The organism is Streptosporangium sp. NPDC050284, from assembly GCF_044459525.1.
Lineage (GTDB): Bacteria > Actinomycetota > Actinomycetes > Streptosporangiales > Streptosporangiaceae > Streptosporangium.
In genome coordinates, this window is record NZ_JBITIZ010000003.1 from 204,420 (window position 1) to 225,772 (window position 21,353).

18 protein-coding genes are annotated in these 21,353 nt (G+C 69.7%); 5 read left to right on the forward strand and 13 right to left on the reverse strand.

Features of this window, described 5'->3' with window-relative positions; genetic code table 11:
* Positions 1–20 precede the first annotated feature (20 nt).
* From ACIBH4_RS08555 to ACIBH4_RS08565, 3 genes are all read right to left on the reverse strand, one after another.
* Positions 21–869, reverse strand: a complete 849-nt coding sequence (locus ACIBH4_RS08555) for a hypothetical protein (protein WP_362763046.1) — start codon at positions 867–869, stop codon at positions 21–23.
* A gap of 254 nt (positions 870–1,123) precedes the next feature.
* Positions 1,124–2,101 (reverse strand): malate dehydrogenase, encoded by a 978-nt coding sequence (locus ACIBH4_RS08560; protein WP_362763043.1) that lies wholly within the window; start codon positions 2,099–2,101, stop codon positions 1,124–1,126.
* Positions 2,102–2,254: 153 nt separating this feature from the next.
* Positions 2,255–4,762, reverse strand: a complete 2,508-nt coding sequence (locus ACIBH4_RS08565; protein ID WP_362763040.1) for a protein kinase — start codon at positions 4,760–4,762, stop codon at positions 2,255–2,257.
* Between the two features lie 245 nt (positions 4,763–5,007).
* Between ACIBH4_RS08565 and ACIBH4_RS08570 the strand changes: the two genes are divergently transcribed.
* Positions 5,008–6,585: a hypothetical protein gene (locus ACIBH4_RS08570; protein ID WP_362763037.1), complete on the forward strand. Its 1,578-nt coding sequence runs from the start codon at positions 5,008–5,010 to the stop codon at positions 6,583–6,585.
* A 386-nt stretch (positions 6,586–6,971) separates the two neighbouring features.
* Here the strand turns inward: ACIBH4_RS08570 and ACIBH4_RS08575 are convergent, their stop codons facing one another.
* The 3 genes from ACIBH4_RS08575 to ACIBH4_RS08585 form a co-directional block, all read right to left on the reverse strand.
* A complete protein-coding gene (locus tag ACIBH4_RS08575) occupies positions 6,972–8,186 on the reverse strand; it encodes an NADP-dependent isocitrate dehydrogenase (protein WP_362763034.1) in 1,215 nt (404 codons plus the stop codon).
* Between the two features lie 113 nt (positions 8,187–8,299).
* Positions 8,300–8,590, reverse strand: coding sequence for a DUF3017 domain-containing protein (locus tag ACIBH4_RS08580; RefSeq protein ID WP_362502703.1), 291 nt, complete (start codon positions 8,588–8,590; stop codon positions 8,300–8,302).
* A gap of 147 nt (positions 8,591–8,737) precedes the next feature.
* Positions 8,738–9,859, reverse strand: coding sequence for a citrate/2-methylcitrate synthase (locus ACIBH4_RS08585; RefSeq protein WP_362502706.1), 1,122 nt, complete (start codon positions 9,857–9,859; stop codon positions 8,738–8,740).
* Positions 9,860–10,040: 181 nt separating this feature from the next.
* Here ACIBH4_RS08585 and ACIBH4_RS08590 point away from each other — a divergent pair, with 181 nt between their 5' ends.
* Positions 10,041–10,697, forward strand: coding sequence for an FHA domain-containing protein (locus ACIBH4_RS08590; protein WP_350943436.1), 657 nt, complete (start codon positions 10,041–10,043; stop codon positions 10,695–10,697).
* A gap of 269 nt (positions 10,698–10,966) precedes the next feature.
* Here ACIBH4_RS08590 and ACIBH4_RS08595 read toward each other — a convergent pair whose 3' ends face one another.
* From ACIBH4_RS08595 to purN, 3 genes are all read right to left on the reverse strand, one after another.
* Entirely contained in the window at positions 10,967–11,149 is a 183-nt protein-coding gene (locus ACIBH4_RS08595; RefSeq protein WP_362502711.1) for a hypothetical protein, read from the reverse strand.
* Positions 11,150–11,300: 151 nt separating this feature from the next.
* Positions 11,301–12,845, reverse strand: a complete 1,545-nt coding sequence (purH, locus tag ACIBH4_RS08600) for a bifunctional phosphoribosylaminoimidazolecarboxamide formyltransferase/IMP cyclohydrolase (RefSeq protein WP_362502713.1) — start codon at positions 12,843–12,845, stop codon at positions 11,301–11,303.
* Between the two features lie 46 nt (positions 12,846–12,891).
* On the reverse strand, positions 12,892–13,512 hold the full coding sequence (gene purN / locus ACIBH4_RS08605; protein WP_362763031.1) for a phosphoribosylglycinamide formyltransferase: 621 nt from the start codon (positions 13,510–13,512) through the stop codon (positions 12,892–12,894).
* A gap of 79 nt (positions 13,513–13,591) precedes the next feature.
* On the opposite strand from purN, the gene ACIBH4_RS08610 reads away from it, so the two are divergent.
* Positions 13,592–14,002, forward strand: a complete 411-nt coding sequence (locus tag ACIBH4_RS08610; RefSeq protein ID WP_362502719.1) for a hypothetical protein — start codon at positions 13,592–13,594, stop codon at positions 14,000–14,002.
* 215 nt (positions 14,003–14,217) lie between these two features.
* On the opposite strand, the gene ACIBH4_RS08615 is transcribed toward ACIBH4_RS08610, so the two are convergent.
* The 4 genes from ACIBH4_RS08615 to ACIBH4_RS08630 form a co-directional block, all read right to left on the reverse strand.
* Complete coding sequence (locus tag ACIBH4_RS08615; protein WP_362502722.1) at positions 14,218–15,879, reverse strand: DUF6350 family protein; 1,662 nt, start codon at positions 15,877–15,879, stop codon at positions 14,218–14,220.
* A 187-nt stretch (positions 15,880–16,066) separates the two neighbouring features.
* The gene (gene sucD, locus ACIBH4_RS08620) at positions 16,067–16,942 is read right to left on the reverse strand and encodes a succinate--CoA ligase subunit alpha (RefSeq protein WP_350943426.1); all 876 of its coding nucleotides are present in this window, start codon (positions 16,940–16,942) and stop codon (positions 16,067–16,069) included.
* On the reverse strand, positions 16,942–18,123 hold the full coding sequence (sucC, locus tag ACIBH4_RS08625; RefSeq protein WP_362502726.1) for an ADP-forming succinate--CoA ligase subunit beta: 1,182 nt from the start codon (positions 18,121–18,123) through the stop codon (positions 16,942–16,944). The genes sucD and sucC overlap by 1 nt, the downstream gene beginning before the upstream one ends.
* A gap of 264 nt (positions 18,124–18,387) precedes the next feature.
* The gene (locus ACIBH4_RS08630; protein ID WP_350943422.1) at positions 18,388–18,795 is read right to left on the reverse strand and encodes a cobalamin B12-binding domain-containing protein; all 408 of its coding nucleotides are present in this window, start codon (positions 18,793–18,795) and stop codon (positions 18,388–18,390) included.
* A gap of 431 nt (positions 18,796–19,226) precedes the next feature.
* Between ACIBH4_RS08630 and ACIBH4_RS08635 the strand changes: the two genes are divergently transcribed.
* Both ACIBH4_RS08635 and ACIBH4_RS08640 read left to right on the forward strand, forming a co-directional pair.
* Entirely contained in the window at positions 19,227–20,108 is an 882-nt protein-coding gene (locus tag ACIBH4_RS08635; protein ID WP_362763028.1) for a hypothetical protein, read from the forward strand.
* A 295-nt stretch (positions 20,109–20,403) separates the two neighbouring features.
* Positions 20,404–21,312: a hypothetical protein gene (locus ACIBH4_RS08640; RefSeq protein ID WP_362502735.1), complete on the forward strand. Its 909-nt coding sequence runs from the start codon at positions 20,404–20,406 to the stop codon at positions 21,310–21,312.
* Positions 21,313–21,353 lie beyond the last annotated feature (41 nt).

Here is a 21,353-nt window from a genome sequence, read left to right on the forward strand (position 1 = left end):
GCGGGGCCGGACGGCCACGCCTACCTCAGGCTGAAACGGGCCGTGTTGTTGGCCGGGCGGCGGTCACCCAGCCGGAAGGAGTAGACGGTCGCCTCGGCCCGGGGCACGTGCGCGCGGGCCACGAAGGCGAGCGTGAAGCTCACCCGCCTGCCCGCGCCGACCGTACGAAGCCTGCACCCGACATAGGCGGGGTGGGGGTCGCAGCGCGCCCCCCTCGCCGACATGAGGCGCGCCCCGCCGGTGTCGAAGAGGACCCCGGCGTCGTGGACGCGCCGCGGTCCCCGGTTGCGCACCACCGCGGCCACGGTCACCAGGCGGCCCGTACGCGTCGTACGCGCCACCCGCGACAACCGGACCGCCAGATCCGTACCCTCGTCCACCTCGGTCAGCGTCTCGGAGACGTTGTCCGTCTCGTCGTCGTCCACGACCTCGGAGGAGATCGTCGCGCTCGCCCTGAGCGGCCCCCTCGCGCCGGACCTCACCAGCCCCGTGATCGTCACCCCACCGGCCTGACCCGCCATGACATCCTTCACCGAGGGGCAGACCACCTCCCCTGCCACCGCGCCGGGACGGCACTCGGCGACGTTCACGCCGATCACCGCCACCTCTTCCGGAAGCCGGACGGTGAGCAGCGGAAGCACCGCGTCCCCCGGCCCGTCGTTGCGCACCTCGGCCCGGTAGGTGATCGGCTGCCCCGGCTGCGCGCGCTTCGGGGAGGCCGTGAGCCGCACCGACAGGTCGGCGGCCCCCCAGGTGTCGTCCCCTGGCGAGGCGAACGCTCCCCGAGGTGTCGCGACGAGCGCGAGACAGATCACCCCGGCGACGACCCTCACCGCGGCGTACTCCCTGAACACCGATCCCCCGGCCACAAGTGATCATTGAACGCCGGGTCACGCCCCTCCGCGACGATCGACACGCCGCTTTCTCCCCTCCCCGTCCACGCCGCGAAGGTGCGGGGGAACCTCCCGACGCCACCCGCGCGGAGAAAGGGCCGGGAACGCGAACGGGGCCCCGGCGTGCCGGGGCCCCGTTCGCGGGGCGGCTCAGGTCGAAGACCGCGTGACGGGCTCGGATCGGAGAACGTACGGTGCTCGGATCGAAGGCCGCGTGGCCGCGTGGCCGCTCAGACCAGGCCGAGCTCGCGCACCGCGGAACGCTCCTCCTCCAGCTCGCGCACCGTGGCGTCGATGCGCTCGCGCGAGAAGGCGTCGATCTCCAGCCCCTGGACGATCTCCCACTTTCCGTCGCGCGAGGTGACGGGGAAGGACGAGATGAGCCCCTCGGGAACGCCGTACGAGCCGTCGGAGGGAATCGCCGCCGAGGTCCAGGCGGTGCCGTTGACCCAGTCGAAGACGTGGTCGATCGCCGCGTTGGCGGCGGAGGCGGCAGAGGACGCGCCCCGGGCCTCGATGATCGCGGCGCCGCGCTTGGCGACGGTGGGGATGAAGGTGTCACGCAGCCAGGTCTCGTCGACCAGCTCAGCGGCGATCTTGCCGCCGACCTCGGTGTGGAAGAGGTCGGGGTACTGAGTGGCGGAGTGGTTGCCCCAGACGGTCATCTTCCTGATCTCGGAGACCGGGACCTGGAGCTTGGCGGCGAGCTGGGAGATCGCACGGTTGTGGTCGAGACGCATCATCGCGCTGAAGCGCTCGGCCGGGACGTCCGGGGCGTGCTGCTGGGCGATGAGCGCGTTGGTGTTGGCCGGGTTGCCGACCACCAGCACGCGGATGTCGTCCGCCGCGTTGTCGTTGATCGCCTTGCCCTGCGGGCCGAAGATGCCGCCGTTGGCCTGGAGGAGGTCACCGCGCTCCATGCCCTTGCTGCGGGGACGGGCCCCGACCAGCAGCGCGATGTTGGCGCCGCTGAACGCCACGTTCGGGTCGTCGGTGACCTCGATGCCGCTCAGCAGCGGGAACGCGCAGTCGTCGAGCTCCATCGCGGTGCCCTCCGCGGCCTTCACGGCCTGCGGGATCTCCAGGAGGCTCAGCGTGACCGGGACGTCCGCGCCCAGCAACTGGCCCGAGGCGATGCGGAAAAGCAGCGCGTAGCCGATCTGACCGGCGGCGCCGGTGACGGTGACCTTTACGGGAGTCTGGGCCATGACCTTCCCCCACTCGAAGGATGAATTGTGACGCTCGGATGCTACCCGTCCACCGTGGACGACCGTCCGGCGAGTGCCCTGATCGGCCCTCCGGGCGGCTGTGAGAAGGCGAGCGCCCCGCCGACGTGGGTGAACACGTCCACTCCGAGAGGGCTAGGAGCAGGGGGCCATGGTGGGGAGGTTGTTCTCCCGTTCCGGGAACTCGACCCTGGAGAAGTGCTTGTCGAGCAGCTTACGGACCGTGCCGCTCCGGTAGAGGTCGGCGATCGCCCCCCTGACGGCCTCGCAGGTGCGCACGTCGCCCCTCTTGAGCGCCACCGCGTAGCGCTCGTCGGTGAGCTTCAGGCCGAGCAGCTTGTAGAGGATGCTCTCCCGGTTGCCGAAACCGGCCAGCAGCAGGTCGTCGCCGGGGATCGCGTCGACCTCGCCGGCGGCCAGCTTGTTGACGCAGTCGGAGTAGGTCTCCGCGGGAACCAGCGTGAGCCGCTCCACCGCGCCCTGCAGGACCGCCACGGCCGCGCTGAAGGCCGGCTGGCACATCCGGCTGCCCTCCAGGCCCTTCACGGTCACGATCGGCGAGCCGTCCTTGACGAGGGCGTCGACGTGGGCGAGGTAGTACGGCCCCGCGAAGGTGACGTCGTCGGTGTCGTTGATCGAGTACGTGGCCAGGACGAGGTCGACGTCACCGTTCGCCAGCAGTTTCGGCCGGTCGGGACGGGCGGTGGCCCGGAAGGTGACGCCGCTCTCCGGCACCCCCAGCGCCTTGGCGATCTCAAGGGCGAGGTCGACCTCGAAGCCGCTCCACCTGCCCTGGTTCTTCAGCGCGATGCCGGGCAGGGAGTCGCGCAGGCCGATGACGAGTTTGCCGGTCTTGGCGGCCTTGTCCGCCACGGAGGTGAACGCCGTCGGGACCGGTTCCTTCGGCCCACCCTTGTCGACGGGCCTCGGCCACCACTGGAAGGCGGCGACCGCCCCGGCGGCGAGCAGCAGCACCGCCACCGCGGCGGCGATCCAGCGCCTTCCGCGCGGGCGGCGCGGCGTCTTCTGCGTCTTCGGTGTCCCGTCGGGGGTCGTGGCCACCTGCCAGCTGGGCGGTGGCACCTCCCCGGCGTACCCCACGTACCCGGGAGGCGAGGACTGGTCCCGGTGGTCGGGAGACGGCGGGTGGTCCCGGTGGTCGGGAGAGGTCGGATGGTCGTGACGGCCCGAGGAGCCGTGCTCCTGCGGGCGGTGGTCCGGGAGGCGCCGCTCCGGGGGATACGACTCGGGAGCGCGGTGGCCGGGGAAGGACGGATACTCCGGGGGATACGACTCGGGAGCGCGGTGGTCCGGGAACTCCGAGGGCGTGGGGACGTGTGAGTGCCCGCCGCGGTCGGTGGGTGCGCGGCGCTCGCCCTGGCCGGGCCCGGTCCGGCTCCCCTGCCCCGGGTGAGTCCCTCCGCTCTGATCGCCGTGGCCGGGGTGGGTGCGCCGGTCGTGGGCGGGATGCCGGACCTGGAACCCCGTGGACGGGAGAGGCGGGTCACTCGGGAGGCCGCCCGTTCTGGGGTTCGGAGTCCGCATGGGACTGGTGGCGTCGTCGTCACGGCCCTGACCTGCGTCGCGGGCGTGCCCCCGCTCACGGCCCCGGTCACCGGAACGGCCCCGGTCACCGGAACGGCCCGGGTCACCGGAAAGGCCCGGGTCGGAGGAACGGCCCTGGTCACCCGAACGGCCCGGGTCGGGGGGACGGCCCTGGTCGTCGCTCTGGTCACGGTCCTGGGTACGAGACCGAGGTTCGTCGCGGGAGGACTTGGGGACGGCGACCTGGGCGCCCTGGGTGAGGATCGCGGGCGAGGCGTTCGCCGTATCGGGATGGCCGAGCAGCCGGAGCAGGAGCTGGTCGGCCGAGGGGCGCCTGGCGGGTGACTTGGCCAGCGCCGAACCGACCACGCCGCGCAGCGGCTCCGGCAGCATGCCGAGGTCGACCTCGTGGTTGAGGATGCGGTTGAGCACCACGGCGATCGATCCGCCCGCGAAGATGGTCTCGCCGGTCGCGGCGAACGCGATGGTCGCCCCCCAGGCGAAGACGTCGGTGTGCGGCCCGACGTCGGCGCCGGAGATCTGCTCGGGCGCCATGTAGGCGGGGGTGCCGATGGCCCGGCTGGTGATCGTGCCGGTGGAGTCGATGATGCGGGCGATCCCGAAGTCGACGACCCTCGGGCCGTCGGCGGCGATGAGCACGTTGTCGGGCTTGAAGTCGCGGTGCACGATCGCGGCGTGGTGGATCGCGGTGAGCGCGGTGGCCGTGCCGATCGCCAGCCGCTGCAGCGGGGAGCCCCTGAGGGGGCCGTCGGTCTCCACGACCTCGCGCAGCGACCTGCCCTCGATGTACTCGCTCGCGATGTAGGGGGTGTCGCCTTCGAGGTCGGCGTCCATCACGCCCGCCGTGCAGAACGAGGCGACCCGCTGGGCCGCCCTCGCCTCCCTGGCGAACCGGGATCTGGCGATGGCGTCGCCGGAGAACTTCACGTGCAGCAACTTGATCGCCGCCCGCTCCCCCGCGGCGTTGATCCCGAGGTAGACGACGCCCTGCCCGCCCTCGCCGACCCGCCCGACAACGCGGAACGGCCCGAGCTGGCGCGGCTCTCCCGCTTCCAGTGGCGCGATATCCGGCATCATCGTCCCCACGATCTCGTAATCTTCGACGTGGCAAACTTTACGGCGCCATGACCCGCCCTCTCCCGCTGTTATCCCGACGTGACCTCACATTCCTTCCGAGAACGACCAGCCTTCCGGCCGTGTCACGCCGAGAGACAACGGGATCCCCACCCACCCAATTTCCGACATTAACCCCAATCTGGCGCTCCAGCCGCTTAGATCGCTACCGTTGTACGTCCCTCAGGCAAGCCGGAGCAAAAACTTCCATGCGCCGATACATCGGTTATCGCGAGTTCGTACAGCGCGATCAGCGTTCCCTCGTCGGCACCGCCCTTCTCCTCACCGGCAGCCACGAGCAGGCCATCCGCCTCACCCTGCGCTCCTTCCACACCGTCGCCCTCTCCTGGCCGCCGCCGCTGTGGGAGAACCCCACCACGCACGCCCAGATCGCGCTCTACCGCCGCTTCCTCCAGCGGCCGAGCGCAGCGGGGCCGACGGCGCTGGTACGGATCCCGCCCCGGCAGCGGCTTCTCGTGGTCGCCTGCCTGCACGACGGCAGGTCCCGCGCGGAGATGGCCTCCCTTCTCGGGCTGCCGGAGAAGACCGTGGAGGCGGAGATCGCCGAGGCGGTCGACACCCTCACCAAGGGCAGTGAGAGCCGTCTGATCACCAGGATGGCCAACGCCGCGGGTGAGGCCTCCGTCCCCGACCTCTCCGCCCGGTCCATGCGCACGCTCAGGCGGCGTCGCGCCAGGGGGATCCTGCTCACCGTGGCCGCCGCGCTCGTCCCGATCGGACTGGTCGCCGCCTTCATCGTGCTCCAGCAGGGCGAGGTGTGGAACTCGGCGCTGGGCGAGCGCAACCAGGCCCGCGCGGCACAGGCGCGAGAGCCCGTACGGGCGGTCTCCAGCCCCGAGCCCGACGGCCGGGAGCAGGCCGGCGGAGAACCTGGCGGCACCCCGGCGCCGTGGCAGGCCCCGCGGACCTCCTCGGTGATCCGCTACGCGGTCCCCGTACCGTGTCCCGACGGGAACGCCGCGCCCCCGGCGCGGGCCGGAGACGTCACCTGCGCGGGCTGGACGCTGACACTGACTCCCGGCGGCCCCGAGAGCCCCGCTCCGGGCCCCGATGCCTGCGAGGGCCGGAAACCCTGCGAGTCGACGCTGAGCGTCCCCGATGCCGCCCAGCGCCTCGCACACGGGGACGAGGGGGAGCGCCCCCGGCTCGTCCCCGCCATCAGCCGCGACGGGCGCCGCATCGCCTACCTCAGCGCGGCGGAGCGCCGCTACGTCGCCCATGACCTCGGCAGCGGCGTGAAGCGCCATCTGTCGCCGGTCCTCGTCCCCGCCGACACCGAGAACGGCACCACGGTGAGCGTCTCCCCCAGCGGCCGCCACTTCACCGTCACCCTCGGCGAGCGACGTCTGCGCACCGACTTCGCGACCGGCGCCCTGACATCCCTGCCCGCGGAACAGATGTCTCCTGCGGAGAAGATCTCCCCCTGGCTCCGGGAGCGGTACGGGACCTGGTCGGACTCCCCCAGCGGGAGATACTCCGCCGCGATCGTCGCGGGAAAGGGTGAGGAACCTCACAGGCTTCATATCGTCGACGCCACATCACGAAATGTCTTCAAACGGCTCCCGCTCCCCGAGGTGAAGCGGCCCGCCGAGGCCGAGGTCGTGAGCTGGCCGAACAACCGCGAGGTGGTCGTGAGGATGAGCGCGAAGGCCGGAGGCGACCTCCTCGGCTTCTTCCGCGTGGACGCCGTCAACGGACGGGCGCACCGCGTGCCCGGCCTCCCGGCCGACGCCTCGCTCGTGCTGGGGGCCGCGACGGCGTCGTGACCGGCCCCCGGGCCGCATGGGTCCCGTACGAGAGGGCACCGGGCGGCCTTCGGGAGGCCCGCCCGCAGCCCGGGAAGGCGGGAACGTCCGGTCTTCAAGTCTTCCGGCATGGGGAGGCCGGAAAGCCCGTCTCCGGGTTGGGAAGACGGAGAGCCCGCCTTCGGCCTGGGAAGCCGGAAAGAGTCCGTCCTCGGCGCGGAGAGACCGGAAAAGCCCCTCTCCGACGTGAAAAACGGGAAAAGGGCCGCCGTGGGGCGGCCCTTTTCTACAGATCCTGTGAGTTCTACAGGTCCTGCGGGTTCTGCTCCTGTGGGTTCAACAGGTCCTGCGGGCTGCGGTGCCGGCCGGGTGAGGGCCGGTGCCGCCGGAGACCGGTCGGGTGCCGGTCAGCCCACCTTCTTCTTCAGGTTCTCGTCCAGGGCCGCCAGGAAGTCCTGGGTGGTCAGCCACTTGGCGTCGCCGCCGACCAGCAGGGCGAGGTCCTTGGTCATCTGGCCGCCCTCGACGGTCTCGACACAGACCTGCTCGAGCTTCTCCGCGAAGTCGATCAGCGCGGGGTTGTTGTCGAGCTTGCCGCGGTGCTGCAGGCCCCGGGTCCACGCGAAGATCGAGGCGATCGGGTTCGTGGAGGTGGGGTTGCCCTTCTGGTGCTCGCGGTAGTGGCGGGTCACCGTGCCGTGGGCGGCCTCGGCCTCGACGGTGCGGCCGTCGGGGGTGAGCAGGACCGAGGTCATCAGGCCGAGCGAGCCGAAGCCCTGCGCGACGGTGTCGGACTGGACGTCGCCGTCGTAGTTCTTGGCGGCCCAGACGTATCCGCCCTCCCACTTGAGCGCCGCGGCGACCATGTCGTCGATGAGGCGGTGCTCGTAGGTGATCCCGGCGGCGTCGAAGTCTGCCTTGAACTCGGTCTCGAAGACCTCGGCGAAGATGTCCTTGAAACGGCCGTCGTAGACCTTCATGATCGTGTTCTTCGTGGAGAGGTAGACCGGATAACCGCGCGACAGGCCGTACCGCATGGAGGAGCGGGCGAAGTCGCGGATCGATTCGTCCAGGTTGTACATCGCCATCGCGACGCCGGGGCCGGGGAAGTCGTAGACGTCGAGCTCGACCGGCTCCGAGCCGTCCTTGGGGGTGTAAGTCAGGGTGAGGCTGCCCTCGCCGGGGATCTTCAGGTCGGTGGCGCGGTACTGGTCGCCGAACGCGTGACGACCGATGATGATCGGCTTGGTCCAGCCGGGGACGAGCCTCGGCACGTTGGACATGATGATCGGCTCGCGGAAGATGACGCCGCCGAGGATGTTGCGGATGGTCCCGTTCGGGGACTTCCACATCTTCTTGAGGCCGAACTCCTCCACCCGAGCCTCGTCAGGGGTGATCGTGGCGCACTTGACGCCGACGCCGTACTGCTTGATCGCGTTCGCGGCGTCGATCGTCACCTGGTCGTCGGTGGCGTCGCGGTGCTCGATCCCGAGGTCGTAGTACTTCAGGTCGACGTCGAGGTAGGGAAGGATCAGCTGGTCCTTGATGAACTGCCAGATGATCCGGGTCATCTCGTCGCCGTCAAGCTCGACGACGGGGCCCTCTACCTTGATCTTGGGCATGCGTGTGGTTCCCCTTCTGAACTAATTTGGCCAGACAGTCCTTTTTGAGGCTCACTGGCCGTTGAGGCTATCGGACCGGGCCTGTCGCCTGGCGACGCACCCGTTCCTCCGACCTATCGCATCGGCATGAGCGCCGGATATTCGAGGATCAGCCCGCCCACCATGAGCGCGATTCCGAGACCCGCGAGGGTGAGGACGTCGGTCGTCTTCCTGCGCACGGCGAGCCGTCCGCCTCCGGTGAGCCTGGCCAGCGCCCCCAGCGTCATGACGGCACCGAGGGCGAAGCCACCCCACTCGGGCATATCGAGCAGCACCGCGAAGACCATGGCGGCGACCGCGCCGACCGCCACCAGCGGGTACGCGCCCCAGCGCTCCTCGTTCGCGTTCACCGCTCGCGCGTTCACCGGCCCATCACTCGCTCTCGCCTCCGACTCATCGATTCCGACCTGTTCGATCCCGGTTCTTCTGATTCGGGGTCACATGATCCCGGTTCGCATGATCCCATTTCCTCTGATCCCAGGTCATACGATCCTTGATCACCTGATCCCGGCTCATCGCTCGGTGATCGGCTTCCACTTCTGGTCACGCTCGCCGATGTACTCACTGTCCGGACGAATCAGCCGGTTGTCGGCGTGCTGCTCGATGACGTGCGCGGTCCATCCTGACATGCGGCTCACCGAGAAGACGGGAGTGAACAGGTCCGTCGGGATGCCGAGATAGTGGTAGACGGTCGCCGCGTAGAAGTCGACGTTCGGGTAGAGGCCCTTCGTCTCGAAGACGACCTCCTCCATCTCCTTGGACATCCGGTAGTACGTGTCGTCGCCGGACGCCTCGCCGAGCTCCCGCGACATCCTGCGCAGGTGCGTGGCCCGCGGGTCCTCGGTCTTGTAGACGCGGTGCCCGAAGCCCATGATCTTCTCTCCCGCGGAGAGCCTGTCCCGTACGGCCTGGGCGACGGAACCCGCGTCGAGCGACTCCAGGGTGCGCATTACCTGCTCGTTGGCACCGCCGTGCAGGGGGCCCTTGAGGGTGCCGATCGCCGCCACCACGGCCGAGTGCATGTCGGACAGGGTCGCGGCGCAGACGCGGGCGGCGAACGTGGAGGCGTTCATCGTGTGGTCGGCGTGCAGGACCAGGCAGGCGTCGAAGATCTCGACCTCGCGTTCACCGGGGGTACGGCCGGTGATCTGGAGGAGGAAGTTCGCGGCCACGCTCAGCTCGGGGTCCGCGTCGGGAACCGTGGTGCCCGTCCTGGCCGCGTGGTAGCGGGCGACGAGGATCGGCTGCTGCGCGGTCAGCCTGGCGGCCTTGCGCAGGTTCGCCTCGGGGTCGTTGGTGTCCTTGTCGGGATCGTCGCCTCCGGCCAGTGAGACCAGCGTGCGCAGCGCCTCCATGGGGGCCTGCTTCTCCGCGATCTCCGGGATGTTGGCCTCGACGAGCGCGCCGAGCGTGCGCCCTCGAACCAGCTCCTCACCGTACGCCGACAGTTGCTCCTGGGTGGGGAGGGTGCCGTACTGGAGTAGGTGGGCGGTCTCTTCGAAGGTGGTACGGCCCGCCAGATCGTGGATGTCGTAGCCACGATAGAAGAGGCGACCGGCCTGACCGTCGATGTCACTGAGCGCTGTGGATGCGGCTACGACATCGGCGAGACCTTTGGTGGGTTTGTCCGCCATAAGTGTTTCCTCCGCTTATCTGTGCCCGAAGTCTACCTGTGAGCAGCGGAAACTCTCCCGGGAGGTACAGGCCAATTTCACGCGGGATTCTCCTTCTGGCAAAGGCGATTCCCCATCACCTCGTCTGGGTAAGCCGGAGCTGTAGGAATAGTTACGGCGGGCTACCTGGGGAGGAACTGCCGTGGAGGGGCCGTTCATACGCATCGAGGACACAGGCGAGGTGGTCCCGTTGCGCCCCGAGATCACGACGATCGGACGTGGCCGGGGAGTGGACATCCGGCTCACCGATCCGAGTGTTTCCCGGCTGCACGCGGAATTCGTCCGGCGCGGACCCTACCTGTACGTCGTTGACCTGGGCCTGTCCCGCAACGGCACTCGGGTCAACGGTCGGCCGATCGCCCGGAGGGTGCTTGACGACGGTGACGTGGTGTCCTTCGGTGCGGCACGAGGCAGGATCGGCGGAGTGCCACGCGAGGACTTCGCCCCGGAGATCGAGCTCCGCCGCGCCGCGGCGCCGGAGCTGACCAGGCGGGAGGTTGATGTCCTGACGTCACTGTGCCGTCCGGCGCTGTCGGACGAGGCGTTCGTCGCACCGGCCACGGCCAGGGAGATAGCCGACGATCTGGTGGTGACGGAGGCGGCTGTCAAACAGCACCTCCTGCGCCTCTACCAGAAGTTCCGGATCCCGGAGGGCACCAACCGGCGCACCAGGCTGGCGAACGAGGTCGTCGCCCTGGGGCTGGTCAGGCCCACCCCCGTGGTGCCACCGCAGCGCGCGGCCGGTGCTCCCGAGCCTCAGACCGCGTCGTCCACCACCGCGAACCGCAGGGCCTCGTGAGCGAGGCCCGATGACCGCGGTTCTGGTGAGCAAGGTCTCATAGACGAGTGCGCCGAATGGTTCGGGCGGGTCCGGCGAGCGTCGGGCAGGTCCGGTGAGCAAGGTCTCGCGAACGAGCGAGCCGAATGGTTCGGGCGGGTCCGGATGATCCGGTCCTGCCCGAGACATTCGGTGCCGCCCGTACCGTCAGGCGCCGCCATGGCTGTCAGGCGTCGCCGGGGCCTGCTCCGCGTCCCTGAGGGAGGAGCGTCCGAGATCGCGGGATCGGATCAGCCGCGCTCCGCCTCCCTCGCCTCCCTGCGCTCGATGATCCTGCGGGTGAAGGGGATCCACTCCATCGCCCGCCCGCTGAGGTAGGCGGCGCCGAGCGCGAGGATGATCATCATCCAGGGGCTGATCCAGACACCATGCATGATCACAAAGGCGTACAGGGCGTGGTCGAGCAATGGCATGAGGAGGCTCCACGACTGTGACGAAAGGGATGCTTCAGACTAACCGCAGGTCAGAGCTTTTTCATCCAGGTGGTCCTGTCTAATCCGCCACTTTCTTATCCCCTGTGCGCAGCCGCCACAGTCGTCGCGACGGCCGCGCAGCGGGAGCGGGTCAGTGGAAGAAGTGGCGGGTACCGGTGAAGTAGAGGGTCACCCCGGCCGCCTCGGCCGCCGCGACGACCTCCTCGTCCCTGATCGAACCGCCCGGTTCCACGACCGCCCTCACACCCGCGTCGATGAGGATCTGCAGACCGTCGGGGAAGGGAAAGAACGCGTCGGAGGCCGCGGCGGCCCCTGAAGCGCGCCCGCCCGCCCGGGAGACCGCGAGCCGTGCCGAGTCGACCCGGTTGACCTGACCCATGCCGACACCCACGGACGCGCCGTCCGAGGCGAGCAGGATCGCGTTGGACTTCACCGAGCGGCACGCCCTCCAGGCGAAGGCGAGGTCGGCGAGCACCTCCGCGGAGGCGGCGGGTCCGGCCTTCAGCTCCCAGTTGGACGGATCGTCGCCAGGGGCGTCGACCCGGTCGGCGGTCTGCACCAGCAGGCCGCCGTCGATCCGGCGGAACTCCGCCGGGTTGGACGGCCCCGCGGGGCAGGACAGCAACCGGATGTTCTTCTTGGCGGTGAGCACCTCCAGCGCCTCCCCGGTGAAGGAGGGCGCCACCACGACCTCGGTGAACACCTCGGCGATCTGCCGGGCCAGCTCCCCGGTCACCTCCGCGTTGACCGCGATCACCCCGCCGTACGCCGAGACGGGGTCGCAGGCGTGGGCCTTGCGGTGCGCCTCGGCGACGTCCGCGCCGACCGCGATGCCGCACGGGTTCTGGTGCTTGATGATCGCCACGGCGGGCGCGCCGAAGTCCCACGCGGCCCGCCACGCGGCGTCGGCGTCGAGGTAGTTGTTGTAGGACATCTCCTTGCCGTGCAGCTGCTCGGCGTTGGCCAGGCCGTCCTTCTGCCCCGAGTACAGGGCGGCGCCCTGGTGCGGGTTCTCGCCGTAGCGCAGCGACGACCGCAGCTCCCAGGCCGCACCCATGTAGCGCGGCCACGCGCCCTCCTCGGCGGCGTAGACGCTCGCGAACCAGGAGGCCACCGCGGTGTCGTAGGCGGCGGTGTGGGCGTACGCGGCGGCGGCCAGGCGGCGGCGCTCGGCCAGGGTGAAGCCGCCGTCGGCGATCGCGGCGAGCACGTCGCCGTAGGAGGCGGGGTCTACGACCACCGCGGCGGTGCCGTGGTTCTTGGCCCCGGCCCGGATCATCGCGGGGCCGCCGATGTCGATCTGCTCCACGCACTCGGCGTCGGAGGCGCCGGAGGCCACGGTCTCCTGGAACGGGTAGAGGTTCACCACCACCAGCTCGAACGGCTCGATCTCCAGCTCTTCGAGCTGCTTGGTGTGGGACGGGTTTCCGCTGTCGGCGAGCAGCCCGGCGTGCACGCGCGGGTGCAGCGTCTTGACCCGGCCGTCGAGGCACTCGGGGAAGCCGGTCAGCGACTCGACAGGAGTGACGGGGACGCCGAAGGAGGCGATCTTCGCGGCGGTGCCCCCGGTGGAGACGATCTCCACACCCGCGGCGTCGAGCCCACGGGCCAGCTCCTCCAGCCCGCTCTTGTCATACACCGCGATCAACGCGCGCCGGATGGCGATGCGGGTCACTTCGTGCTCCTCGTGGTTGGTTCCGGGTTTCCCCCGGGCACCCGGCTCATCCGCCGGGTCGTCCGAATCGAACAATCCTGCCGGTGACGGTCCAGCCCTCGCGGGCCATCCGGCCGACGGTGTCGACGAGCAGGTGACGCTCGACGGTCTTGATGCGCTCGTGCAGGGTCGGCTCGTCGTCGCCGTCCAGCACGGGCACGGCCTCCTGGGCGATGATCGGCCCGGTGTCGACGCCCGCGTCGGCGAGCATCACGGTGCAGCCGGTGACGCGCACGCCGTACGAGAGCGCGTCACGGACACCGTGCGCGCCGGGGAAGGAGGGCAGCAGGGCGGGATGGGTGTTGAGGACCGGGAAGGCCTCCAGCGTCGGCGCGCCGAGGATCTTCATGAACCCCGCGCAGACCACGAGGTCCGGCCGGTACTCGGCGATCCGGGCGGCGAGCCTGCCGTCCCACTCCTCGCGGGTGGGATGATCGGCCAGCCTCTCCACGAAGGTCGGCACCCCCGCGCGCTCCGCGCGGGCCAACCCTTCGATACCGCCGCGATCGGCGCCCACGGCCACGATCCGAGCACCGTAGGTCTCGTCTGCCACAGCGTCCAGCAGGGCCTGTAGGTTGGTTCCAGAACCGGACACGAGAACCACAAGCCGAACGGCCTGGGATGACACCGACGCACTCCATTCGGACGGGGACTCACGCCGCTGCAAGGGTATCGGCCTGTCCGTACGAACGATGCAAGGAGGTCAGGTGACACCACCGGTCGAGGTCCGGCCCACTGAGAGCGCCGGTCGCAGGGCGCTGTGGCTCGCGGTCGCCGCGGCGGTGATGACGCTGCTACTCCCCCTCGCGGGAATCGTCATGGCGATCTTCGCCCTCGCCACCTCGATCCGCGCGATCAGGACGCTCCGTGCCATCCCCAAGCCGGCGGGCACCGCCGTGGTGGGCGTCGTGCTGTCGGCCACGGCGCTGCTGATCTCGATCGCGGTGACGTCGCTGCAGTTCTACTTCGGTGACGAGCTGGCCGCCTACACCGAGTGCGGCAGGGGCGCGGGCACCGTGACGGCGCAGAACGAGTGCGTGGAGCAGCTCGAACGGGCGATGGAGAAGAAGCTGCCCTTCCTGGAGCCCGGCCAGGTGCGCTTCCCCTTCCCGCCCTGATCGGCTCTCGTCGCCCGGCCCTGACCGGCACGGGGCTTCACCCGGCGCGGCTCTGACCGGCTTGGATTCATCGGCCCCTGTCCGGCACGAGGCTTCCCCCGGAGCCTCCCCGACCGGCACGGCTCCCGCCGCCCGGCCCTGACCCGCACAGAGCTTCACCCGGCGCGGCCCTGACCGGTCTGGATCCATCGCCGGGCCCAGGCCGGCACGGAGCCTCAGTCGCGGTCCCAGGCGTAGGGGTCGACGTAGATGACGTGGCCGCCCTTGTCGTCGCTCTCGTCGACGATGTCGCGCCGGGGCGGGCGCGGCGGGTCGGGGCGGCGGGCCTTCTGGGAGCTCTCCGCGGCGGCCGAGGCGTGCTCGTCCTCCCAGTCGTCCCTGATGACCGGGATCGGCTGGGTGTCGCACTCCGTGGCGTCCAGCCAGTAGCCGGGGAGCTTCTGAAGCTCCTCCGGCTCGGCGAAGCCGACCTTTCCCGCCGCCGAGGCCGCCGCCTTGGCGATCTTGACACCCGCCTTGCGCACCGGTGCGGTGGCGGTGCCGACCTTGGCCGCCGCCTTGGTGACGGCCGTGTTGTGCCCGCGGAAGATCAGCCACCAGTTGGCCAGCCCCGCGGCGATACCGGCCGCGACGCCCACCTCCAGGGTCACCGAGACCATCACCTCCCAGCCCGAGGGCCCCAGCGCGGACAGCCGCGCGCCGCCGAGCGAGCCGCCGGAGAGCGCGGCGAGCAGACCCGCCACCGTCCCGGTCGCGAGTCCGCAGGCGAACCCCCACAGCGGTGCCCCCTCGTACGAGGGGGAGGGCGAGATCCGGACGACCAGGACGCCCGCCACGGCCCCGGCCAGGAAAGGCACCGCGATCACGATCATCACCCAGGCCGGCGTCGGGCCCGCCTCGGGCAGCGCGCCAAGGATCGGCAGGCTCGGGACCGTGCCCAGCTGCACGCCCGTCGGCGCGACCAGCGTGCCGGTGCCGACCGCGAACCCCGGACCCGCGATGTAGGCGAGGCCCCAGATGACGGCGTTGAGCAGGTAGAGCCCCTGCACCAGCAGGAGCAGCACACCGCCGACGAACCCCGGCGCCAGGATCCCGGAAAGCTCCTGCACCTGCCCGAAGTTGACCACGACGGCCCCGACCACCATGACGGCACCCGCCAAGAGCATGATCGCCAGCGCGGCGGACGTCCCGGCCACGACCGAGCGCAGCCGCTCGGGCAGCAGGCGCAGCATCGAACGCCAGGGGCCGATCGTCCTGGCGACGGCCACGGAGCCCGCGAGGAAGGCCAGCACCAGATGGCTGGCCAGCACGTCGCCGAGGAAGGGCTGGGTGATCTCGTTCCTGGTGACCAGCGCGATCAGCCCTGCCAGCAGCGCGTACGGCGCCGCCAGCGAGATGCCCGCCTGCGCAATCAGGACCAGCTGCGCCCTGCGGCGGGCGTTGGACACCTCCTTCGGGGTGTTCTTGGGCAGCCTGGCGGGCAGCCGGAGCCGCAGATCCGCGTCGCGGGCCATCCACATCCCGGCGCGGTACAGCAGGAAGGCGGGCAGGAGCGTCAGCCCGAGCGGTAGCAGGCCCACCGAGCCGCCGGGTATCGCGAAGCCCGCGTGGTGCGCGGCGAGCCAGAGCTGCGACGCGGTGCGGAACACCGCGGGCAGTCCCGCGCCGAGCGCACCGCGGGGAGCGGCGATCCAGCCGACCAGGGTGAGCGTGGTGAGCACCGCCAGTCCCACGCCGAGGGTCCACGCGGCGGCGAGCATCCCGGAGACGGGAAGCGGCCGGCGGGCGTCATCGTCGTCACCCGTGAGGCCGGGCAGGGGGATACGGCTGAGGACGTTACGGGGAGCCGTCCGTAGCTGATCGAAAAGGGCCGTCACAGTAGTCGATGCTCTCAGGATCTTCGGTGCGGAAGGGACTCCCTCGCCCGCGTGTCGCGCACCGCGTCACGGGATCCCCCTGTGGTATCCGGGTGACGCCGGCACGGGAACCGCATGGCGAAGGGCGCCCGGCGGGATGCCGGACGCCCTTTGAAAGTGGGCGGGGCCGTGGCCCCGGAGCCGTGCGCTAGAGCGACTTGACGACCTCGCGCATCAGGCGGGCGGTCTCGCTCGGGGTCCTGCCGACGCGGACGCCGACCTTCTCCAGCGCGTCCTTCTTGGCCTGGGCGGTGCCGGCCGAGCCGGACACGATCGCGCCCGCGTGCCCCATGGTCTTGCCCTCGGGGGCGGTGAAGCCCGCCACGTAGGCGACGACCGGCTTGGTGACGTGCTGCTCGATGTAGGCGGCCGCGCGCTCCTCGGCGTCGCCGCCGATTTCGCCGATCATCACGATCGCCTCGGTGCCCGGGTCGTCCTGGAACGCCTGCAGGGCGTCGATGTGCGTAGTGCCGATGACCGGGTCACCGCCGATGCCGACCGCGGTGGAGAACCCGATGTCGCGCAGCTCGTACATGAGCTGGTACGTCAGCGTGCCCGACTTCGAGACCAGGCCGATGCGGCCCGCGCTGGTGATGTCGGCCGGGATGATCCCCGCGTTCGAGGCGCCGGGCGAGGCGATGCCGGGGCAGTTGGGCCCGATGATCCGGGTCTTGCCGCCCTTGGCGACCGCGTACGCCCAGAACTCGGTGGTGTCGTGGATCGGGACACCCTCGGTGATGACCACGCAGAGCGGGATCTCGGCGTCGATCGCCTCCTTGACGGCGTCCTTGGTGAACGCCGGGGGCACGAAGACGACCGACACGTCGGCACCGGTCTCCTTGATCGCCTCCGCGACGGTGCCGAAGACCGGCAGGCCCTCGTGGACGGTGCCGGCCTTGCGGGCGTTGACGCCGCCGACGACGCGGGCGCCCGAGGCGAGCATCCGGCGGGTGTGCTTGGTGCCCTCACCGCCGGTCATACCCTGGACGATGATCTTGCTGTTCTCGTTCAGCCAGATGGCCATTACGCACCTACCGCGGCGAGTTCGGCGGCGCGCTTGGCCGCATCGTCCATGGTGTCCACCAGTTCGACGCCGGGGAGCTTCGCGTCGGAGAGAATCTGACGCCCGAGTTCGGCGTTGTTGCCGTCCAGACGGACGACGAGCGGGCGGCTCACGCTCTCGCCCCGGGTCTCCAGCAACTGGAAGGCCGAGACGATGCCGTTGGCGACCGCGTCACAGGCGGTGATGCCGCCGAAGACGTTGACGAAGATCGACTTCACCGCGGGGTCGGAGATGATGATCTCCAGACCGGCCGCCATCACCTCGGCCGAGGCACCGCCGCCGATGTCGAGGAAGTTGGCGGGCTTGGGCGCGCCGGGGAACGCCTCGCCGGCGTAGGCGACGACGTCCAGGGTCGACATGACCAGGCCGGCGCCGTTGCCGATGATGCCGACGGAGCCGTCGAGCTTGACGTAGTTGAGGTCCTTGGCCTTGGCCGCGGCCTCCAGCGGGTCCTCGGCGGCCTTGTCCTCGAAGGCCTCGTGGTCCGTCTGGCGGAAGGCCGCGTTGTCGTCGAGGGTGACCTTGCCGTCGAGGGCCTTCACCTGGCCGTCGGCGGACAGGATCATCGGGTTGACCTCGACGAGAGAGGCGTCCTCGTCGACGAAGGCGCACCAGAGCTTCTCGATGAGCTCGGCGGAGCCGTCGAGCGCGGCCTCCGGCAGCCCTCCGGCCTGGGCGATCTCACGTGCCTTGGCCCGGTCGACGCCGTCCAGGGGGGAGATCGGGATCTTCGCGACCTTCTCCGGGGTGCTGTGCGCGACCTCTTCGATGTCCATGCCGCCCGCGGCGGAGCAGATGGCGAGGAACGTACGGTTGGCGCGGTCGAGCAGGAAGGAGAAGTAATACTCCTCCGCGATCGCGCTCGCCTCCTCGATCAGGACCTTGTGGACCGTGTGGCCCTTGATGTCCATACCGAGGATGTCGGTGGCCTTCCGCTCGGCGTCGGCGGCGTCGTCGGCGACCTTCACGCCACCGGCCTTGCCTCGACCACCGGTCTTGACCTGGGCCTTGACGACGACACGGCCGGTCAGCTGCTCGGCTGCCGCCCGTGCCTCCTCCACGGTGTGCGCGACCACGCCGCGCGGCACCGGGATGCCGTACTCCGCGAAGAGCTCCTTCGCCTGATGTTCGAACAGGTCCACGAGGGTCCGTCCTTGCTTGTCCGGCTGGTGTACAGATGAGAGCGGGCCGACTCCATGATCCAAGGGGAGCCCGACGGTTTTGCGCCAATGAAGCCTAGCCCGCCTGATGACATGACCAGGTAACCGGGTTCCAGATCGTACGCCTCGAACGCTGTGAGCGCCGAACCGACAGGCCTTGCCGCCACCCTCGTGAGATCGTTCACCGGAGCGGCGAGCGACCCGTCGGAGGTCCGTCAGAGCGGCGAGAGACCGGCCCGAAGGGGATCAGACGGGCGAGGGGATCGCGCTGCGCACCCAGTCGACGATCTCCTGGGTGGTGGCGCCCGGGGTGAAGACGCGTGCGACGCCCATCTCCTGGAGCGCGGGCATGTCGTCTTCGGGGATGATCCCGCCGCCGAACACGACGATGTCGCTCGCGTCGTTCTCCTTCAGCAGCTCCAGCACCTTCGCGAAGAGCGTCATGTGCGCGCCGGACAGGATGGACAGCCCGATCGCCGCGGCGTCCTCCTGGATCGCGGTGCGCACGATCTGCTCGGGCGTCTGGTGCAGGCCGGTGTAGACGACCTCCATCCCGGCGTCCCGCAGCGCCCGCGCCACGATCTTCACACCCCTGTCGTGGCCGTCCAGCCCCGGCTTGGCGATGACGACGCGGATCCTTGACACGGCATCCATCCAGACCTCCTTGTCTGCGCTCCCCTCGCGACGTGGGAACTGTCGGAAGCGTAACCGGCCACGTCTCACCGGGGTCGGCGGGCCACCGCGAACCACATTACAGCGGCTCCGATTTCATCGCTTTTCTCGTACGGCGCCACGGCCGCCTCTCCGAACGATCGCGCCCCGGTTAAACCGGCAGGAATGCGCGAGACGGCCTGGGTCTCGCGAAAAACTCACGGAAAAAAGGAAACTGACCGTCCGTGATCGACCGCAAACGGATCCGTGTTCCCATAGGGCTCCCAAAGATCGAGATGGCGCCTCTGCACCGAATATGCACGTTTAATTCAAGGCAATCCTCCAAATGCGCTACCATTTCGTGATCTTGTCCCGCAAGAATGTGTTGTCCCCTCCCCCAGCGGGGCGGAGGGATCAATCAGGAGGATTTTCCTTTGAAGCGATACATCGCCGGTCTGGCGTGCGCCGCGACGGCCATGCTGGGCGTTCCGGCGCTGGCATCGACCGCGCACGCGCAGGCCGCCGACCCGATCAGCGCGCTGAAGAAGCAGTTCAAGAGCGGCCTTGGCGTCACCTACGTCGACACCACGAAGGTGCGGGCCTCATATGGCAGCGCGGTCACGGCTCAGCGGAAGGGGGTGTTCCAGTTCGGCGCCTCTGGAATCAACGCGTCCGACCAGACCACCAAACTGCGCTTCAAGGCGAGCGACATCGCGGCGATTTCCGAGAACGCGAGTGAGGAGGACGCCAAAGTGCTGGCCGGGCTGACCTCGCCCGAGCGGGTGATCCGTGTCAAGAACACCTCTTACATCTCCGGCGGCATCTTCGGTCAATTCCTGCCCGGTGACAAACCGTGGCTGAAAATTCCCGGCGGCGCTCTGGGAAACACCGGCCGGTTGAGCCAGCTCGTCAACCCGGCCGAGCCCGCGACGCTCAAGGCCCTGCTCGCACGCGCCACGGTCAAGCGTCCGACCGCCTACTCGGGAAAGATCACTTTCGGTGAGCTCTACAAGGTCTCACCGTGGTTCCGGGCGGGCGTCTTCATTCCCCCGACGGCCAAGCAGTCGAAGACCGTGGTGGAGTGGAAGCTGGTTCTCGGCTCCGACCTGCTCGCGAGGAAACTGACCACCAGCTATTCCGCGGGCGCCCTGGGCGCCCAGGGCGGGATGACGCTCTCGGTCGAGACCCGATACACCGGCTGGGGCTCCAAGGTCACGGTCAAGGCGCCGCCCGCCGACCAGATCGCCCTGCCCGGCGACCTGGATGAGGGTGTGGAGGCCGACGGCCCCATCCAGCTGCTGAGTGGCGGCAGCTGATCGTCTTTCTTCGGTCACCGCGTTGGTCACACCACGCTGATCACTTCGTGCCGATCACCCTTCGCCGGTCGCCACACGACGACCGCACCGCGTTGACCGTCCCGCGCTGACCACTCCCCGAACCACACGAGCCGCGCCCGGTGGGCCTCACCCGCCGGGCGCGGCTCGCGGCGTTCTTCATGTGCGCGGGACTCGCCGCCTTCGGCGATTCTTGATCCGATATTTCGGGATATAGGTAAGAATCTTCTTCCGCCCTCCGCGACGACGCGAGGACACATACGGGAGGACCCCCTCGATGAGGCGAATGATCGCCGCCCTGACCGGCGCCACCGTGGCAGCTCTGATCGCTCCCACGCTGGTGGCCGTCGCCCCGGCGAGCGCGAAGACCACCCCGGCCGCGACGGCCTCGGCGGCCGACCCGGTCTCGGCATTGAAGCGCCACTTCAGGACCCACAGGGGCGTGAAGCTCACCGAGAACACGAAAGTCGTCGGTGAGGGCAAGAAGCACCGGGCGATCTTCACCCGGCGGAGCGGTGTGCTGGAGTTCGGCAGGACCGGCCTGGTCGCCTCGGACCTCACCACCACGTTCAACCTGCCCTCTGAGGAGGGCGAGTTCAAGGGCCTGTTCACCCCGTCGCGGACGATCTCGCTGAAGGGCGTCTCCTACACCTCGGGCGGCATCTTCGCCGAGTCCATGCCCGAGGGCAAGAAGTGGCTGCGCACTCGCGGCGACACGGCCTACCTGGTCAGCGCCGTCCAGCAGATCATCAGCACCGTCGAGCCCGCCACGCTGCGGGCGACCCTGGCCCGCACCACCGCCAAGCGTCCCGGCGGGACGTGGGACGGGACCCGGACCACGGTCCACTCGGGCACGATCACGCTGGCCGAGCTCTTCAAGGTCTCTCCCGCGGTGCGCGCGATGCTGGTCAAGAAGCCCACCGGCAGGTCCGCGACGCTCCCGGTGACCTGGAAGATCTACGTCGGCTCCGACCAGCTGGTCCGCCGGGTCGTGTCGTCGTACACGGAGTCGACCCGGGGCCTCAACAGCACCGAGCTGTCCTACGTCAACGACACCCGCTACACCGGCTGGGGCACCAAGGTCACGATCAAGGCGCCGCCCGCCGGCCAGGTGGTCGAGTTCGACGAGCTCATCGGTGACACCTCCCCGCCGGAGGACCCCATCGGAGAGATCTTCAAGGGCTGAACCGCACGCCGCCCGAGGTGATGGGAGACCCTGAGACCGAG

Excerpts from the sequence above, each read along its gene's own strand:
- ACIBH4_RS08585 (WP_362502706.1), bottom strand. The coding sequence starts at position 9,859 with ATGGCGGACAAACCCACCAAAGGTCTCGCCGATGTCGTAGCCGCATCC.
- ACIBH4_RS08630 (WP_350943422.1), bottom strand. The coding sequence starts at position 18,795 with ATGGATGCCGTGTCAAGGATCCGCGTCGTCATCGCCAAGCCGGGGCTG.
- ACIBH4_RS08565 (WP_362763040.1), bottom strand. The coding sequence starts at position 4,762 with ATGATGCCGGATATCGCGCCACTGGAAGCGGGAGAGCCGCGCCAGCTC.
- ACIBH4_RS08560 (WP_362763043.1), bottom strand. The coding sequence starts at position 2,101 with ATGGCCCAGACTCCCGTAAAGGTCACCGTCACCGGCGCCGCCGGTCAG.
- ACIBH4_RS08570 (WP_362763037.1), top strand. The coding sequence starts at position 5,008 with ATGCGCCGATACATCGGTTATCGCGAGTTCGTACAGCGCGATCAGCGT.
- ACIBH4_RS08595 (WP_362502711.1), bottom strand. The coding sequence starts at position 11,149 with ATGCCATTGCTCGACCACGCCCTGTACGCCTTTGTGATCATGCATGGT.
- ACIBH4_RS08640 (WP_362502735.1), top strand. The coding sequence starts at position 20,404 with ATGAGGCGAATGATCGCCGCCCTGACCGGCGCCACCGTGGCAGCTCTG.
- ACIBH4_RS08575 (WP_362763034.1), bottom strand. The coding sequence starts at position 8,186 with ATGCCCAAGATCAAGGTAGAGGGCCCCGTCGTCGAGCTTGACGGCGAC.
- sucD (WP_350943426.1), bottom strand. The coding sequence starts at position 16,942 with ATGGCCATCTGGCTGAACGAGAACAGCAAGATCATCGTCCAGGGTATG.